We start from the raw sequence: 17,125 nt of genomic DNA on the forward strand, positions 1-17,125 counted from the left end.
AGCTCCGCCCACCTTCTGCCAAGTCCGGCCTGGCGTTTCGAGGAGGCTTTATACCTCCGCTACTCGGCAAATTCTTTATTACGTCCTTTATCGTTGTCGTAATGCGGGCCACCACGATTGCGTCCAAGTTCGGACTGGCGATTTTCATTGGACGTTACATTGATCTGTCGTCGCTCGGGCTCTACGGGCTGGCCGCTGGCGCCGTTGCGATCGTGCCAGTCGCGATCAGCATGGGAATGGTTCATTCCATCATGCGCGAGGCAGTGACGCTGAACGCTGGGCAATTGACCAATAACCTGCGGCATTATTGGTGCTTTACGACGGCGGCATATGCCCTAATGCTCATATCGGCAGTCCTGATCACTGTCGCCTTTGGTCTCCCCGAACTGTGGCCGCTGGTCATCGTCATCATGCTGTTCGAGCATATTGGAAACGATGTCTTTCAACTTCTTTCGAATCTCGAACGGCCGCTGCTGGCAAACACAAACGCCTTCCTTCGTGGGGCAGCCTGGATTCTGGTTTATATCCCGATCGCCATCTGGGAACCCGCCTTTAGATCCATCACCATCCTGTTCGAGTTTTGGCTTGCCGGCAGCGTAGCGGCATTGCTCGTGTTCGCATGGGCCACCCGATCTTGGCCGTGGAAGAGGGCGTTTTTTCTTCCTTTCGAGCCAGCCTGGATTTCGGCGAAAATCAAGAGCGCTTTCATCATTTACATCAGCGATCTCAGCTTCATTGCGAGCCAATACCTTGACCGCTATCTGGTGACTTTGTTTTTGGGACTGCGGCTTGCCGGCGTCTATTTTCTTTATTGGTCGGCAGCAAATGCCGTCAGTACGTTCGTCAGCATTGTCGTTTTTCAGACGCAGCGTCCTCGCCTCATCAAGGCCCATCACGATGGCGGAACGCCGGCCCACCGACAGCTCAGTACCAGTTTCATGCGAACCACCATCCTGGCCACTGTCGTGTTCAGCATAGCAACAGGATGTGCGTTCTATGTACTAATGCCATACCTGAAGCAGCCCGCCGTAGCCGACTATCTGGCCGCGTTCTGGCTCATTATCGCGGGAATGGCACTGCGCAACATCGCCGATTTCGGGTCCATGGCCCTCTTCACCTCCCATCGCGACCGCGTCATGACGCTCACAAACGTAAGTGCAGCCGTTGTGCTGACGGTCGCTCAGGGGCTGCTGCTGCCTACCGCGGGGCTCTACGGCGCGGGCGCCGCTATCCTGTTGACGTTTTCTGCGATGGCGTTCTGGCGCTATAAGCTCTTGTTCAACCGTTCATTCGCTGCATCCGGTTCAAACGATGCCCGAGCGTAACGGCACCGAATATTATCGTCTGGTGACTCGCATCCCGTCGGCTGGGCTGCGCAGCCCTTTCATAACAAATCTCTGATTCTTGAATCGATCGTCCGCGCGCTTGTTGGAACCGACAAGCTTTGCGGCCATGAATGCCGCTTCCGTGCGGTTACGGGCACCGAGGGCACGCAGGAGGGCCGCTGTGTGAATCTTGGTTGTCCCTTCGGCTATGCTCAAGTGTTGGGCAATCTCCTTGTTGGACATGCCTTGCGCTATTAGGGGCAGGATCTCATTTTGTCGACGCGTGAGCCTCAGGCTCTCCAGCTCGGCGTTGATCGAGGGTGGAATCTCGGGCCTGTCTTCGTCGCCATCCACCAGCCACTGCGGAACGTAAATTCGCCCGGAAAGCAAATCGTTGATCGCTGTAATCAACTCTTGATCCGACTGGAGCTTGTGCACGAAGCCATGAAAACCGGCTGACAGGCAATTCAGCACATCGGCGCGAGTGGTCGACGTCGACATGAGTGCAAAGCGTGTCGCCGGACACAGTTCGTGCACTTCCTTCAAGTCGTCAAGCAGCCGGTGACTAAGGCACCCGGAGTCAACCAGGATAAGATCAACGTACTGGCTGGGTGCGAAACCCTCGAACTCCGAAGCTTCGACTACGCGAGAATGTTGAACCCGCGTCTCAATCAATTCCCGGATACCACTCCGGTAAACGCTGTGTTGGTCGATCACTAAAATTACTGACACGGTGAAATCCCTTGAGTATCATGGAAGAAAAACCTCCAATCGCCGCCCCCAAAGCCTCTCCCACCATCCTCATTTCATTCTTTTGCCCAAGAACACCGACTGCCTCCAGACAGTCGACATTGCGATTAAAGTCGCAGCTCAAGCGCAAGAATTTTCACCTCCAAACTGGCACTAACGTCCAGAAGAACCAATATCGCAATGCGGTAAAGGTAACGCTAACATTCTAAATTGTCAAAAATTTCTGTCTCTACTCTGAGAGCGATCGAAATCAGTTTTCTCTTTTCGATCAAATGGACGCCAACGCTGATTATACGCTGGGCGCACCCTGCTGAGAAATTGTGCGATATCAGTGTTCCAGTTTCGAGAACCGCACCGACGATGCAGGTCTTCTTGCGAGCAAGTTCGGGACAATCCGGCAACCTATGGCAGCCGAATTACCCAGCGCGCCGGCTATTTGCCGGTACTGGTCGGGCCAACCGGGTATCGCATCAGCATTTTTTGTGCTCCTGGGGCCGCGTTCAACATGTTTGTCCTGCAGGCCTGATATGACCCCGGCCCTTCAAAAATTTGCCGCAGCGGGAAGCATTTCACCGGCAGGAAGCATCTCACCGATTGGCGTCCATAGAAGTCTTGGATCGAGCTGCTTCGTGTGCCGCAGGTGGCGCAACTCCGACAACCGTGTGAACGGTGCGGAATTGAACATCGCCTCGTCGAGCTGGATCCGCTGGAACACTGTCTTCAACTGCAGCGCTCCCCGCTCCGCGCTCCACTGACAATGGAAATCCGGCATACGCTCCTTTATCTTCGCGAAGGATACGCGATAACTGCGGTTGTCAGGACCGCTCGGCCCAAATGTGACTTCGCAACCGGAAAAGGTCTCGCCGACAATTTCGGCGATCTCGCGCACGGTATAGTTTTGCACTTCAGTTCCGACATTGAATGCTTCGCCGCATACGGCCTCCCGCGGGGCTTCGAGCGCGCAGAGGATCGCCTGGCAGATATCCTCGACATGGACGAGCGGACGGCACGGCGTCCCATCGCTCATCACACGGACCTTACCTGTCGTGAAGGCAAAGCCAGCCAGATTGTTGAGGACAATATCGAAGCGCTGCCGGGGCGACGCTCCGAACGCGGTCGCATTGCGCATGAATACCGGCGTGAAGCGCGAGTCGACCATCGCGCTCAATTCCTGCTCGACCAGCACCTTGCAGCGCGCGTAAGCGGTCTGGGGATCGCACAATGACCGTTCTGACTTGTATTCGGCACCTGCGGCTCCGTAGATGCTGCAGGACGATGCATACACAAACCGTGTGACGCCGGCGGCTTTGCATTTCCTCGCAAAACCAACCGATCCGCGATAATTGACTTCCATCGTGATGTCGGGATCGTTCTCTCCCAGTGGGTCGTTTGAAAGCTCGCCAAGATGAACGACCGCGTCGAACCGGGCCAGATCCGATTGCGACAGTTGGCGAACGTCTTTGGAGATCACCATCGGCCGCGTCCGACCGTCGTCGAACAACCAACCGCGACGATACAGCCCTGTGTCCATGCCGGTCGCGTCATGACCTCGATCAAGCAGTTTCGGGCCGAGTACGGTACCGATATAGCCGTCTGCGCCTGTGTAGAGAATACGCATGGTGTTCCTTCAGATGCGAGCCTGAGCGACCATCGCCGGCTGGGCGTTCTTGGATATGTCTTTGGACGGAGTCGCAGGCTCTTTATTCCACACGCACCACGGCGGTTTGCCGCTATCCCAGAGCTCTTGCAGGACGGCTTTATCGCGAAGCGTGTCCATGTTTTGCCAATAGCCTCGATGCCGATAGACCGCGAGCTGATCCTGTTCGATCAAACGCGCGAGTGGCTCGTTCTCCCAGCTCGTACCGTCGTTGTCGATGAGGTCGAGTACTTCGGGTTCCGCCACGAAGAAGCCGCCATTGATTACCTGCCCGTCAACAGCGTCCTTTTCACGGAAGCCGGCTACGCGTGGCCGGTCGGACGACAGATTGATGGCGCCAAAGCGACCCGGCTGCTGAACGGCCGTAACCGTTGCAAGTGCCCCTTGCTGATGATGAAAGGCGACCAGTTCGCGAATGTTGACGTCGCTGACGCCATCGCCGTAGGTGAGACAGAACGTCGAATTCCCCAGATATTCCCTCACCCGCTTGAGCCTGCCACCGGTCATCGTCTTCTCTCCGGTGTCGACAAGCGTAACCGACCAGGGCTCACTCTCGTTCCGGTGGGTCTCGATCCGGTTGCGCTGAAGGTCTATCGTGAAATCTCCTTGATGGGGCAGGTAGTTGAGGAAGTAGTCTTTGATCACCGAACCCTTGTAACCACAGCAGATGACGAATTCATTCAGACCGTGGTACGAGTAGAGCCGCATGATGTGCCAGAGGATCGGACGACCGCCGATCTCGACCAATGGCTTGGGAACGACAGAGGTGTGTTCGCTCAGCCGCGTTCCATAGCCGCCAGCAAGAATGACTACCTTCATTCGCTTCTCCTGCCTCTATCGTCGCGGCCTGGTCAATCGATCGATAGGCCATCGCTCGACAAAAGGTAGGCGATGACGCCCAAAGCAAGTTGATAAGCGTCAACTCTAATCGGGGGCGCGATGTGGTGTTTTGTGCCCAGAGACAAATTCGACCTCCGCCCGACCTTTTTCACAACGTAGACCTGCTGGAGTCCGCTGGAGCGATACCCGGTCGAGGTTGAACGCGAACTGCGCCAACCCACTTCCCCAAATCCGGTTTCCAATCCCCTATCAGGCGTCGCAAACTCGCACCCTGCCGACGGTGACGGTTCGGGACCAATGCACCCGTCCGCCCTACTCGAGCCTGGTGAGAACGGCGTGCGTTCAGCAGACTCCCGAGCGGATCACTTCCCTGTTGAGCGACCGCGAGGACTTGACGGCCATCAACTCATGGGCGCGGCGGGCACGCAATGTTCGCTGGGAGCACTTTCTTCCGGGTAAGCCACCTCAACGTGCATTTCTACTTTGCGCCTTGCCGACCGTGAAATTCGGAGTTTTCGCCGTGAGAGATGCCAATCACACACCGATCGATTTTCCTCGAATTCTTTTGCGTCGAAGGTATCTGATCCTTATCGTCATGATCCTGACGTCAGTTGCTGCCTTCTTGTACGCCAACGCCGCAGGTGAACGCTATGAGGGGTACACTCTTCTGCGCGTTGGGCAAGGAATTAGGGATCGGTCGGCCAACTCGGTGGGAGGTCTGGGAGAGAGCGCCGACCTTTCAGGTCGCATCGATTCCCTGGTGCGGATTACAACAACCAACCAGGTGATCGGGCTGGCAGCCTCGCGGGTCGGCTTCAACCGTTTGTTCAGAAAACAGGAAGACAGCAAATTGTCGAAGCTGCTTCTCGGCTCTCTGGCTGCACTGCCCCCACAACTCGATTTTCTCAAATACTTGTCAGAAACGAAGAAACAACCGGATGTCCAGGACACCCATCTGGCAGCAATTTCGTCACTGCGTGATCTCGTCTCCGCCAAGGCGGAAGGCCGCTCGGATCTTCTGCGGATCTCATTCCGTCACCCTGATCCGTCGGTCGTATCGGACTTTCTGAATGAACTCTCGATCGCATTGGTCGCCACACAGGCAGATCTCGTTCAGGTTCCCGGCGCCGATGTCTTCTTCCAGCAGCAGACCAAACGGCTGGAGCAAGAGACCGAAAAAGCAGGCGCCGACCTTCGGAACTTCTCCGTTGGGGCCTCAATCTACTCGGTCGCGGAACAGCGCCAGCTGCTTCTCAGGCGTGCTGACGAACTTGGCACGCAGATCGCCAACACGCGCGGATCGATCGAAGATCGCAAAGGACAGAAGCAGGCGATTCTAGATCAACTTCAAATACTACGACCGGTATACCAATCGAAGACGGTTACCGGAATCGTAGGCAACCTTCGCGGCCGCGATTTCAAGGAAAGCGAAAATGCCGTCGGAACGGTACCTAACACCGATGGGGAACTCCCACCCTTGCTGCTTGTCAAAGTGTATCAGGATGCCATGGCGAACCTTCTGAAGGTCAACACCGATCTAAACGGTTCACTAAGGCTCGAGAAGCAGCTTGTTGGTGAACTTCAAAAGATCAGTGACGAACTTGCTGCTCTGTCGTCGAAGGAGGCCGAATACGACCGGTTGAAGCGCGTTCTCACAAGAGCTTCGGCGGCCGCCGACCACTACGGAAGCCGGGTAATAGAAGAACAGATCAATCTGGATATCGCGAAAAAGACCCAGCTCTCCAGCGTTCGGGTGATTCAATCGGCAGAACGGCCAATTGCTCCGGTGTTTCCGCGAACGAGCCACCTTGTCGGACTGGGGGTGATCGGAGGCATCGCACTCGGCTCAGCGTTGGCGCTGATGCTGGAGTTCGCGAAGGCACGCCGACAAGACTACGAGGCCGGCGCGTCCAGCACGCGCTCCGTGCGGCTCGTTAACAGCGACATCCAGGCCGCCGAGTAGTCCCACGTCCCGACGAGAGAGCGCCTTGGAGGTTCGATGACCGACCTGACAGACAGTGGCGCAGGGTTTACCAAGGCCGCCGGTGAAACGGCGAATGCGCAATACTTCGTCACAATCCTGGCTTCGATCACCGCCCTGAGCGTTCTTACGTTCCTATATCATTTACTGAATGCTCCAGTCTTCAATACTCTCAGCAATGCCGGCTGCATGATGCTTATCGCCTATTCCGGCATTACCGTATTGCGGTCACCGCATACCAGCACAATGAATATCCTGTACCTTGCCGCTGCCTGCATACTTACGACCCTAAGCATTGCCTTCAACTGGTCGCAGTCGTCCGTGACCGACGGAATCAAGTACTTGTCGATCTACATTTTCTATGCCGCCGGCCACGCCTACGCAGCCCCGCTTCGCTCAATCGAAACACGCTACATCTGTTTTCTTGCGATCTTGCCGATCGCGTTCCTGGTGGCAGTCGGCGATAGCAGAGTTCCAGATTTTGTCGCCAACAATATCGGCAATACATTTTCCTACTTTGCTAACGCTAACATAGCCACCCTGTATTTTTCCGCTCTCGTCTTCGCCCTGTCGGATCGACTTAAGGGGCGCGCGATTTTCTTGCAGTTCCTGAATGCGGCGCTGATGAATAAGATCGGAGCGGCCGTGGCGACAGTCGTGGCCGTCTGCCTGTGGATCCTTATTCCATTAAGGAAGGAATCCGTGATCGCGTTAACAGCCTTTGCTGCTGTTTCAGCCATCGCTTTTTCGTTGGGCGCCTTCGACCGTGCTGTGACTCTTCTCGGAAGCATGAGCCTGCTCGTCGAACTGGGCCCTGAGGTGGTTTCCAGGATGTCCTTTGGGAAGTTGGTCGAACTTACGGGCACGACAGATCTATCCGGATTCTTCCGCGTCATACACTGGGCCAACATATGGGACATTTATTCGAGCGGCGGCCTTGCCACCCTGCTCTTTGGATACGGGATCGGGCAAACACCCTATCTGACGGTCCTGCAGTTCGTGCCGCACAACGACTACCTGCGCATTCTCGCAGAGTATGGACCGCTTAACCTGATCGTTTTTGTGGGCTTTCTGCTCCACGTATTGTCAAATCTGAAGACAGGTCACGCTAAAGTACTTTTCATGATTCTGCTGATCTACTTTTTTTCGGAGAACCTGATCGACCATTTTGTGTCGATGACTCTGTACTTCACCTACGCAGGACGATTCTCGGCAATGCCGGTGGAAACCGAGGCCGAAACGGTCCGATGACCAACCGCATGCCTGCGCTAGTCAACGAAGGCGACTCGCTGCCGGTGGGCCAAAACGGGGTAGCCGGGATCCATCTCGGCACGGCTGCTCCCTGCCTCGCCAGGATCGTCTTTATCCGGGTCTGACTGCCGTTTGGCGATCCCGCCAGCCTTCCGCGAGCGATTGCTTCAGGTGCCGAAGGCGGTCCGCTATCGGTCTCGGACACAGAATGATCGCGGCGAATCTCAGCACCGACAATTTGTCCGCGACCATCAGGTCGGCCCGGGAGCGCCAGACCAACGTTAAGATTTGAAACAAGCTGGCACCGTTGCTTCGATGATATGTCAGGAACACCAAGCCCCGGCGAGAGAAACAGCGTCTCGCTTGCAACTTGACTTCCTCACGGCGCAATCTGTCCTCAATACGTTCATCCGCCATACATCCGATAAGATTCGTAATCTTCCGGCCATCGAGCAAGATCTGCGCTACACCCAACTTGCTTGTCTCCGAGTCTTCATGAAAGTTGTAGGTCGCGCAGGCTTCATTGACAAAGCCCACCTTGCCTTGAAAGAGCAACGGTGCCCACGCTGCGACGTCGGCAGTGTGAGGAAAGTCGAGGGGAAATCCTCCCCTCGAACGCAATGCTTGGGTGCGCAGCAAAACGCAACACATCGTTACGTCTATCTGATCCGTCAGATATTCCGAAAGGACATCGATCCCGTCCCGAAGCCCTGATACGATCCGTTTACTTACGCGTGCCGGCTTGGTTCGTCCTGACGAGGACAGGCGAAAGTTACTCAACGCGACGACAATCGGAACTTCGGAGTGCATTGGGATAGTATCAACGCAGCGATCGAGCAGAGATGGAGATATTCTGTCGTCATCGGAAACGAAAACTACGTAGTCACCCGCGGCTGCCGCCAAACATGCGTTCCAGTTGGGCAAGAGGCCGATGTTTGTTTCCTGACTCAGCACCCGGAGCCGTTTGTCATCGAACTCCCGCAACACCTCAGACGTATCGTCCGTCGACGCATTGTCCGAAACAAGCACCTCAATATTCTCGTAGGTCTGCGATAGCGCCGATTCAATACACTCCCTGAGTAGAGCGGCCCTGTTGAATGTTGGAATGGCAATTGTAACGAGCGGACGGCCTGCGAATTCGAATGCAACTTCAGAGGATCGCATGCTCACTCCTGTCTCATAAGACCATTGATCACGTCAGGCTTTGTTGATGATCAAGTACGACTTGGGTATGAACAGGAACCGTTCAATGACCAGTTGCCCCTCGGGGAAAAGACTTCGAAATTCCTTTGCGGTCAGCAGGTTGATTTCGTCGAAGAATTGCCGCGTCAGCATTGCATTGCGCTGAACCAGTCCGAACGGTGAGAACTTTGCGAGAGCCCGCCCGACAGGTCTCGGCAACCAATGCAAAAACGGCATCAAAAAGTGAAGTTCAAGCGGGAACGCCTTGGCGGGCGTTTGAATGATATAATTTCTGGCAACTCGGCTGATCTCTCGCGCGAGCCCGACGCGATCACCAGGTGGAACGTGTTCGATGACCGAATTGCAGACCAGTATATCTATCTCCTTGTCATCTACTGGGATGTGCTTTCCATCGTAGACTGTTGCCTGGATGTTGCCCGCCTCCCGTAGATTTGCGGCATCAAATTGACTGTCCAACGCGATATTGTAAATCATGATCTGCTTTGGCTGCATTTCCGATTTTACGAGGCTCCAGAAATGAAGCGAGCCACCGATGTCGGTTATCGATCGATTTTCGATATCCGGGAAGGCTCGTTTGATCCGCCGGGCGCGCGATATCCGAAACCGTGTCATGAATGGCGATATGACATTGAACCAGCCTGACATCGGTCACCTCCTGAGCTTCATTTGGATATCGCGGCAAGCTGCCGGCGCAGCCGGGATCGCTATTTGTCGGACAGTATTGCAGCAAGCCTTTCCGAAATTGACGTCCATCAAGTCACAAACGACCGAATCTTCAGGTTTATGCCGCCTGGTGACGTCGCGACCGAACTCGGTAATGACAAGAATGCAGTTCGATTTCATGAGGCCAGCGCCTGGTCGGTGCTCGGCATGGCGATCGCCGCTCGTCCAGGATTCGATCGCAACGGAGCCGTTCGCACTCCGCGGTCGCGCACGCGCTTATTGAGTATTGTCAACTCGGCTATTGGCGCGATCGGTAATCTTGGCTGGTGGGTGTAATCGCCATGCAGTTCAGTTATTGCAATTTCAGAATCTTCTTCCTGCCACTCATCGTCGCTCGAAACGTTGCCTTGGGTTCCGCTATCTTTTTCTTGCTGACCTGCGCGGCGATTCACTTTTGTGCCATGGCGGCAATTCCTGTTTCAGCGGACCCATCAAAGCCGCCACGCGATGATCTTCCCGCAACAGGCTCACTGATTTCCGAGGCAATAAACCAGAACACTCCAGGTCAGAGCCAAGGCTACGCACTCGGAGTGCCGAGGAACTACGGCTGGTACAGGGGCTTGTACAAGCCACCCGGTTACAGTGCACCGCCTCCCCTCTTCACGGCCGTCACCGGGTGGGGCCAAGTTTATCCAAGGTTGGGGGCACCTGGTTACTCTAATCCAAACGGCCGCATCACCATCGCCAACGCAAGAACCTACGTTCACCTCAACGCTACCGGCGAATGGATACTGGTGCAGAATCAGGCGACGGAGCGGATGGCAGGGGCGCATTTTGCCGCCGATTTTGGAAAGAAAGCGAGCATCCCAATGAAGATGAGCTTTCTGTCGGACGGTAGCGTGGCCATTGGTATCCCGCCGGCGGGACATAATGATCATTTCTGGCTGGCTAAGCGAGGCACCTATTCGGCTGGCAGTGTCGACGGCGTGTACGTGCAGATGGATATCAAAACGAATGACCCAGATCTGAAACTCGTTGCCAACGTTGGCGCCGATTGGTGGCGCGACGCGGAGGCTGCGTACGTACAAGGGTTTGAAAATAATCCAGGCGCAGGCATGAGCAACTGGGTTGAACTATCGACGAAATGGTCCAGACTTCACTTCTATTCCTGGGGCAACTCGAAGCTTCGGGCCAACCCGCCTCCACCGCTCGCCGAATCCCTGCTTGAAATGAATCCTGCCGTTCTCCGACGTCGCGCAAGCACTTCAACGCCTTGACCTCAGCAGGCGGGGACCCGATCGACGTGCAACGCAAGTGCCAGAATAAGATCCTGCGGCCCGGCTTCCGATCTACCTACATGCCGCCTCGATCGCCGTAGGTCCGATCGCGCTTTGCGCGGTGCTGCTTTGTCAACGAGCACCGCCCGACAATGTTGCAGCACCGACGGAACCGGCAAGGCGCAATGAGTAACGATTTCAGCTCGAGCCCAAAATTAAACCCCCGCGGTAACCGAAGAGGAAACAGCGGGGGGCGATCAGATGGATGGGGCGAGGCAAGGTGTAACTTGGTGTCGCTCCAAGGACCTGCCCAAAGATCAAACCGCGGCGATGAAGTTCCTGCAAGACGATATTATGAGCAGTCGTCCTTGAGTGTATACGCGAACGCGGCAGCGGACCGCGTCCGCGCAAGGTGGCGCCGTTCGCCAATTACACACGCGATCTTAAGATCCAGCCCGAGCCGGGAAATCCGCGCGTCCCGGGCGGTAGAGGGGGCGAGACGGGAGTCATGCGCCTGCGGTAACCATCCAGTTCTATGACAATTTCTGACGGCGATGCGCTAATGACCCTGCTGTTGGCAATCGCCCCGTCAACCAGAAGGATCGGCAAGTCGATACCGCTCGGCGGAATCGAAGGAACCCGGTCCGCTTCAAATGAATTCGTCAACCAGATCAGCGTGCCCGTTCCGAGTGTCCATGCGTGGGTAAGTGCCGCCCATCCCAATGCGCCGTCTCCATAGATACGGCTTGTGGCGATATACGAGACGCGAGGCCTCGAATTTGATTTTGGATAATAACGGTCGGTGACAAATTGCCGCTCGCGTTGATCCGTGCCCAGTCCTCGTCGCACCACGTTCGCCGGCGGCCTCCACCGGCAATCACCTCAAGCCGATGAACCGGCTTCGTCATGGCTCATCCACCGTGTCTAACAGTCATCAGAACCATCAGACTCGCAGACCAGGACATCATCAGGAAGGTGACCTCCGGCACACCGCTTACGCAGCAACCGTGACGGCGATGGCTAGTCACCCGTATCAGATTGCACAATATTTAAGCTAAGATTCTCCCCCTTGAGATAAGCCTCTCGCCAACCCAAGGACGGACCGGGAATCATTTTTTAACTGACGTTTCGTGCGGAGCGTTAGCCGACAGCGTTTTGACATCAGGGAATACGGCAGCGCAACCTCACGCCGCCAATTTTGGAAGTCCGTGGCGTCTTGCGGGGGACTTCGGCGGCGGTGCTCAACATGACATCACCGGACATCACCGGATTGTCGAATCACCCAACGAGCCGTTAGATTCAGTTTTTGCTTCTGTCGTTGCGTTTTGTCGCAGTGCTCAAAACACATTGACGACAAATTATATTGCCAGCGTGATTTGCGATTCGGGACAGCGTGAGCGTGTGGCCGTGCTCGGGCATTATGCACGGTTTGTGGGCAGCTCCGCATCAATATCAATGCCTCCGCGGACAATCAGGGGACAAAAGCGCCAATGGCAATTTCACTCTCGGACATCGTTGCGCAGAACACAGTCGGTCAAAGCGAAGGACGTCCTGTTGGCGTTCCCACAAGCTGGGGATGGTACAGCGGGTTGTACAGGCCGGCCGGTTACAGCGCGGCACCCGCCAATTTCACCTCCGTCACCGGCTGGGGACAGGTTTACCAGAAAGCGGGAGCGCCCGCGTATTCGAATCCAAACGCGACGGTCGAAGTTGCAAATTCGAAGACCTATGTTCATCTCAAAACCACAGGCGAATGGGTACTGGTACAGGACCAGGCAACAAACCCGATAGCCGGAGCTCACTTCGTCAATGATTTTTCCGGGCAGGCCCGCGGAATGGAGATAAGCAGGCTACCGAACGGCAGCGCGATGCTTGATACCCCTCCAAACGGATACAACGATCATTTCTGGCTAGGCGCACGAGGGGTCTACGGGGCTGGAACGGTCGATGCCGTCTATGTCCAAATGGACATGAGAGTGAGCGACCCAAATCTGCACCTCATTGCCAATGTTGGTGCGGACTGGTGGGTCGGTCCGAACGCCCCATTCCTGCCCAACATGAGTAACAATCCTGGCGCCGGCATGAGCAATTGGGTTGAACTCTCGACCGATTGGTCCACGCTGGGCTTCTATTCCACAAGCACCGCCCAGTTTCTGGGAGATCTCCCCACTCCGCTGGTCGGCTCCACACCGGAGCCGGAAACGAAGCCGACGATTACTTTGTTCTCGTCCGACAGCGGCACCGTGGGCGATCGGATCACCAATGACGATACTCTGACGTTCACAGGCACGGCGAAGGCCAGCGGCAAGATCAATGTGTATGACGGCGCGACCCTCATCGGTACAGCAACGGCAAATGCGAGTGGAGCATGGAGCTTCACGACCGCGAAGCTGTCGAATGCCACCCATAACTTCACAGCGAAGGCGACTGACAATATCAGCCTGACGTCGGCGACGTTGACCGTAACGGTGGACACGGTGGCGCCGGCTATGCCCAAGATTACCGCGTTCGTGCCGGACACCGGCATCGCGGGAGATGGGATCACAAACGCGAACCGTCTGACGCTGACGGGCACCGCGGAAGCCGGTAGTGTCGTCAGAATATTTGACGGCACCACGGAGATCGGCGCGGCCACGGCAAACACAAGCGGTGCCTGGCGTTTTGCAACTGTTCAGTTGTCGAACAGCACTCACAACTTTGCAGCAAGAGCCAGAGATGCGGCGGGCAACACCGGATCGGCTTCGTTGGGGCTGACCGTAACGGTTGACGCAGCATGGTCGCCGCAACCAGAAACCGGGGAAAATCTGCTGGTGAATGGATCGTTCGAGATGTCGGCTGTTGCGGGAGGCAGATGGGCAGCCTTCAGCTCGATTTCTGGCTGGACGGCGGTGACCGGCGGCACAATCGAGTTGTGGAACAATCTTAACAACGTAAAGGCAACCGACGGAGTGAACTTCGGCGAACTCGATTATCTCGGCGCGCGTGACGGTCTCTACCAGACCGTAAGTACCGTTGCAGGCCAGAACTACGAGCTTTCGTTCGATGCACGCGCGCGGCCCGGTTTCACCAGCACAACCACGACAATTGAAGTCTTGTGGAACGATTCGGTCATCGCCATCGTCCCGCCGGGCAGCAGTTGGAAGACCTACCAGTTCGCAGTGACCGGCACCGGGGGACAGGACCGCCTCACGTTCCGAGAAGCGGCCGGCCAGGGCGCTGACGGGCTGGGCGCCCTTTATGACAATGTCAGCCTCGTCGCGACATCAACTGCCAGCATCGCTCCAAGTATGATGCAAGCCGCCGATCAGGCGATGGGACTCGTGACGCAATATTCGGCCGCAAGCTTTGTTGAGTCCGGCCCTGGATTGGGCGCAGTATTGAGTGTGGCCGACACGGTAAGCATGCCCCCGCTATTAGCTAAGTCGCAGTAGAGAATGAGCCTCGGCGCGACGCGGCTCTCTGATTTCCGTGTTCAAGAGCTGCCGATAGATAAAGCCGGATGACTAGATTTTTTGCAGCCTCGTCCGCGCGCAGGTCCTATAATGCGATTATCATAGAATCATATTTCCCAACTGGCTTGGCAGGGACAAGGCAGGATGAACTGCGAACGCCTCAGACGACTAGCGATGCTCCTGGACGCCTATCGCGACAGCGGCGTGCCTCGTTTCGACCTTCAAAGCTGGGGCGCATCCAAGACGCAGCGAGGCGGATTCCTGTGGTTGCGGCAGCACACGTGCGGTACGGCAGCATGCGCTGTGGGCCTCGCGTGCGGTTCCGGCGTATTTGCAGGAGAAGGGCTGACTTATAGTTCGGACGAAAGTGGCGGACTTACCCCGATGTTCGGCGAACTCGAAGGTTGGAACGCAGTCAAATCTTTCTTTGATCTTGAACAGGATCAAGCCGTCAGGCTGTTCGCCGAACATTCCTATGACGTGACGCAAGGCGAGGCCGCAGCCCAAGCCGTGGCAGCACGAATCCGTGAGGCGATAGCATCTCAGGACGTGTCGGCGCGATAGCCGCACCGAGAAGCTATCGGTGGGCTGGATGGCCCGGAAAAATCGGTGCGCAAGTCGCCTTCATTTCGTTGCGAGCATCGGCGACTGCATATGACCGCTCTGATGGCGCCGCTTGCGATAGGGAACGCTACGGCGGTGTCTGCAGCCCGGGTGAGCGCGAACTGCTCAAGGCCATCTTGCTGCTCTGCGATTTCGCCCTCGTCGCCGACGAAATCTCCGACGGCGATGCCTATGGCAACATGACGCGCTCTGGCAGCTATTTCCGTCACGCCTTCGCGGCATGCATCGTCAACGCGGGGTACTGAACTCTCTTCGAGAGAAATCCTACGGTGGTCTTTGCATTGCAAATTCATGTGGAGGCCGGCCTCGGCGAGATTGATTACCGCCCTCAGTTGACCGGCACCAGCAACTAAAAAGAATCGAGAGACTGACCTCGATGGAAAGAAGTGGCCCATCGATCCTTGAGAATATAACCGTTCGGGACCATGAGGTCGTACACGGGTGCACGCGACGATCGCGCGCTTTCCAACGAGCAGTCCTCCATTCGCTTCAGTGCCACAATTCCAGCGGCTCCAACGCAAGTGCGCTTTCAACCGTTTAAAACTATGCCCGCGCCCTCCTCTTCGCGATCCAATCCCGTAAGAGTCCTTCAACGGTACACGCTGCCCTCCATAGCGGCGGTCGATTTCACCGAGTGCAAGCTTCATCCCCCGAAAGTAGGTCCCTTGGGCCACACTGACGTTCATGGCGGTCGGTGCGGCCGCCACGCCCTCGATCATTTGCAAGGACATGGTTCTTCGTCGGGACCAGACCGTTCATCTGGAGCATCGTCAGGTGACGCTCGACGGCCTCGATATCGGCGTCCGAGAACCCGTCGGAGATCATGCGCGAGCGATCTTCCTGACGTACGACAGCCGTGGCGCCCTGTGCGTCGAGCAGGGTGTAGGTCCACAACGCCCGCTTGTCGTCCGACCGCGCCTGGTCGACATCGAAGCCGAATGCGCTCTTTGCGGCGAGCGCCACCCGCTCCAGCTAGGTCAACTGCCGCTCGACGACAGCGCCAAGCATTGTCTTGATTTGAGACGATGACAGGTGCAGATCGGCGTTCTCGGCAAGCATCGCGGCGTCTTCCAGTATGGCGTCGAGTTAGGTTGCCAGCCGACGCGCGATCACCGGGCTCGTCGTCCTCAGGCTCAAAAAAAGGTGCGGGCGGTTCAGGCAAATGGCAAGCGCGCGAGGCGTGCGACGCCGCCAATAGTAGGTCGCCTCGCGGCGAAAGATGTGGACAGCCATCAGGACGCGACTTCCCGTGCAGCAGGAGTGTGTCGCAGAGCTGTGCATCAGTTCCCCAGCCAGGCCGATTTTGCAGTGTTTTCAGCGGTGGTCGGCGCGCTGGCTGGCGACGCAGTGCTGATCGCACCTGTCTCCGCGCAGATTCCCTGCTAACAGGGAATTTTACAGGGAATCTAGCGGTTTGGGAGGCTCGGAGACATGGCAAGTAGTCAGAAACCGCTGCACTACAGCCGTTTTCTGGGTCAATTCCCTACTCCAATTAGCAGGGAATTTTTTTGGCCTAACAGGGCTATCCTCGCAACGTAACAGGGAGTTTCGCTGGTCTTTCGATCTGTTGTGTGCTGCTTGCGATGGCGACTGAGGTGTTGAAGGCCCGTCGAACGGGCGTGTCACTTCTGGGAATTTATAGTGGTCCAAGGATGTCCGATGTGCCCTCAACATCGGACATTGGCCGCCGACTCCGCCGCTCGAGATATACTGGGCTGCATTTCAAGAGTGGCGCAAACGCACGAGGCTACAAGCCGATTTGATCGACCTAAGCGACCGCGAGCTGATGGATATCGGTATTTCGCGTGGCGAAATCGATTACGTCGTCTCGCACCGAGGCAGTGATCCGCGAGGCATCAGATCTGCTGAATGAACGTCCGTTGCCTGGCCATGTAGTGCCGCGGAAGGCCAGAGGCCGACTTCCGGTATGGGTCATTCGCGTCGTTTTGACCGAGCCACGGCGACTTCCGGTCTACACCGGTGACCGGACATTCTCAGGATAGGCGGGGATGTCTCAAAGGTGCAGATTTTGTTGCAAAAGTCGGCTGTTTGCGATGGATAGTTCGGCTACGTCGCCAGGGGCGGCCGGCTTTGATCCGCCG

General features: G+C 56.5%; 16 protein-coding genes. 10 read left to right on the plus strand and 6 right to left on the minus strand.

Going from position 1 to position 17,125, the window contains the following annotated elements:
• Window positions 1-101 precede the first annotated feature (101 nt).
• Window positions 102-1,325 carry a lipopolysaccharide biosynthesis protein gene (locus JQ575_RS36275; protein ID WP_212038003.1) on the plus strand — a complete coding sequence of 408 codons (1,224 nt, stop codon included), beginning with the start codon at window positions 102-104 and terminating at the stop codon, window positions 1,323-1,325.
• Window positions 1,326-1,337: 12 nt separating this feature from the next.
• Here the strand turns inward: JQ575_RS36275 and JQ575_RS46245 are convergent, their stop codons facing one another.
• The 3 genes from JQ575_RS46245 to rfbF all read right to left on the minus strand — a co-directional run bounded on the left by JQ575_RS46245 (window position 1,338) and on the right by rfbF (window position 4,551).
• Window positions 1,338-2,057, minus strand: coding sequence for a response regulator transcription factor (locus JQ575_RS46245; RefSeq protein WP_212038004.1), 720 nt, complete (start codon window positions 2,055-2,057; stop codon window positions 1,338-1,340).
• A gap of 559 nt (window positions 2,058-2,616) precedes the next feature.
• Complete coding sequence (locus JQ575_RS36285) at window positions 2,617-3,693, minus strand: NAD(P)-dependent oxidoreductase (protein WP_212038005.1); 1,077 nt, start codon at window positions 3,691-3,693, stop codon at window positions 2,617-2,619.
• Window positions 3,694-3,702: 9 nt separating this feature from the next.
• Window positions 3,703-4,551: a glucose-1-phosphate cytidylyltransferase gene (rfbF, locus tag JQ575_RS36290; RefSeq protein ID WP_212038006.1), complete on the minus strand. Its 849-nt coding sequence runs from the start codon at window positions 4,549-4,551 to the stop codon at window positions 3,703-3,705.
• A gap of 394 nt (window positions 4,552-4,945) precedes the next feature.
• Here rfbF and JQ575_RS36295 point away from each other — a divergent pair, with 394 nt between their 5' ends.
• Both JQ575_RS36295 and JQ575_RS36300 read left to right on the plus strand, forming a co-directional pair.
• Window positions 4,946-6,535: a hypothetical protein gene (locus JQ575_RS36295; RefSeq protein ID WP_212038007.1), complete on the plus strand. Its 1,590-nt coding sequence runs from the start codon at window positions 4,946-4,948 to the stop codon at window positions 6,533-6,535.
• A gap of 36 nt (window positions 6,536-6,571) precedes the next feature.
• Window positions 6,572-7,804, plus strand: a complete 1,233-nt coding sequence (locus JQ575_RS36300; protein WP_212038008.1) for an O-antigen ligase family protein — start codon at window positions 6,572-6,574, stop codon at window positions 7,802-7,804.
• Window positions 7,805-7,915: 111 nt separating this feature from the next.
• On the opposite strand, the gene JQ575_RS36305 is transcribed toward JQ575_RS36300, so the two are convergent.
• Window positions 7,916-8,968, minus strand: a complete 1,053-nt coding sequence (locus JQ575_RS36305) for a glycosyltransferase family A protein (protein ID WP_212038009.1) — start codon at window positions 8,966-8,968, stop codon at window positions 7,916-7,918.
• Between the two features lie 33 nt (window positions 8,969-9,001).
• Entirely contained in the window at window positions 9,002-9,652 is a 651-nt protein-coding gene (locus JQ575_RS36310; protein WP_212038010.1) for a class I SAM-dependent methyltransferase, read from the minus strand.
• A 21-nt stretch (window positions 9,653-9,673) separates the two neighbouring features.
• On the opposite strand from JQ575_RS36310, the gene JQ575_RS36315 reads away from it, so the two are divergent.
• From JQ575_RS36315 to JQ575_RS36335, 6 genes are all read left to right on the plus strand, one after another.
• A complete protein-coding gene (locus tag JQ575_RS36315) occupies window positions 9,674-10,006 on the plus strand; it encodes a hypothetical protein (protein ID WP_212038011.1) in 333 nt (110 codons plus the stop codon).
• Window positions 10,007-10,011: 5 nt separating this feature from the next.
• Entirely contained in the window at window positions 10,012-10,947 is a 936-nt protein-coding gene (locus tag JQ575_RS36320; RefSeq protein WP_212038012.1) for a hypothetical protein, read from the plus strand.
• Between the two features lie 1,490 nt (window positions 10,948-12,437).
• Entirely contained in the window at window positions 12,438-14,378 is a 1,941-nt protein-coding gene (locus JQ575_RS36325; RefSeq protein ID WP_212038013.1) for an Ig-like domain-containing protein, read from the plus strand.
• Window positions 14,379-14,573: 195 nt separating this feature from the next.
• Window positions 14,574-14,963: a hypothetical protein gene (locus JQ575_RS36330; protein ID WP_212038014.1), complete on the plus strand. Its 390-nt coding sequence runs from the start codon at window positions 14,574-14,576 to the stop codon at window positions 14,961-14,963.
• 176 nt (window positions 14,964-15,139) lie between these two features.
• Window positions 15,140-15,268 carry a hypothetical protein gene (locus JQ575_RS45875; protein WP_283842678.1) on the plus strand — a complete coding sequence of 43 codons (129 nt, stop codon included), beginning with the start codon at window positions 15,140-15,142 and terminating at the stop codon, window positions 15,266-15,268.
• A gap of 439 nt (window positions 15,269-15,707) precedes the next feature.
• The gene (locus JQ575_RS36335) at window positions 15,708-16,052 is read left to right on the plus strand and encodes a hypothetical protein (RefSeq protein ID WP_212038015.1); all 345 of its coding nucleotides are present in this window, start codon (window positions 15,708-15,710) and stop codon (window positions 16,050-16,052) included.
• Between the two features lie 57 nt (window positions 16,053-16,109).
• On the opposite strand, the gene JQ575_RS46675 is transcribed toward JQ575_RS36335, so the two are convergent.
• The gene (locus JQ575_RS46675; RefSeq protein ID WP_409364858.1) at window positions 16,110-16,304 is read right to left on the minus strand and encodes a DUF6538 domain-containing protein; all 195 of its coding nucleotides are present in this window, start codon (window positions 16,302-16,304) and stop codon (window positions 16,110-16,112) included.
• Window positions 16,305-16,728: 424 nt separating this feature from the next.
• Between JQ575_RS46675 and JQ575_RS36345 the strand changes: the two genes are divergently transcribed.
• Window positions 16,729-16,896, plus strand: a complete 168-nt coding sequence (locus JQ575_RS36345; protein WP_409364860.1) for a DUF1127 domain-containing protein — start codon at window positions 16,729-16,731, stop codon at window positions 16,894-16,896.
• Window positions 16,897-17,125 lie beyond the last annotated feature (229 nt).

The organism is Bradyrhizobium sp. JYMT SZCCT0428, assembly GCF_018131075.1.
Classification (GTDB): Bacteria; Pseudomonadota; Alphaproteobacteria; order Rhizobiales; family Xanthobacteraceae; genus Bradyrhizobium.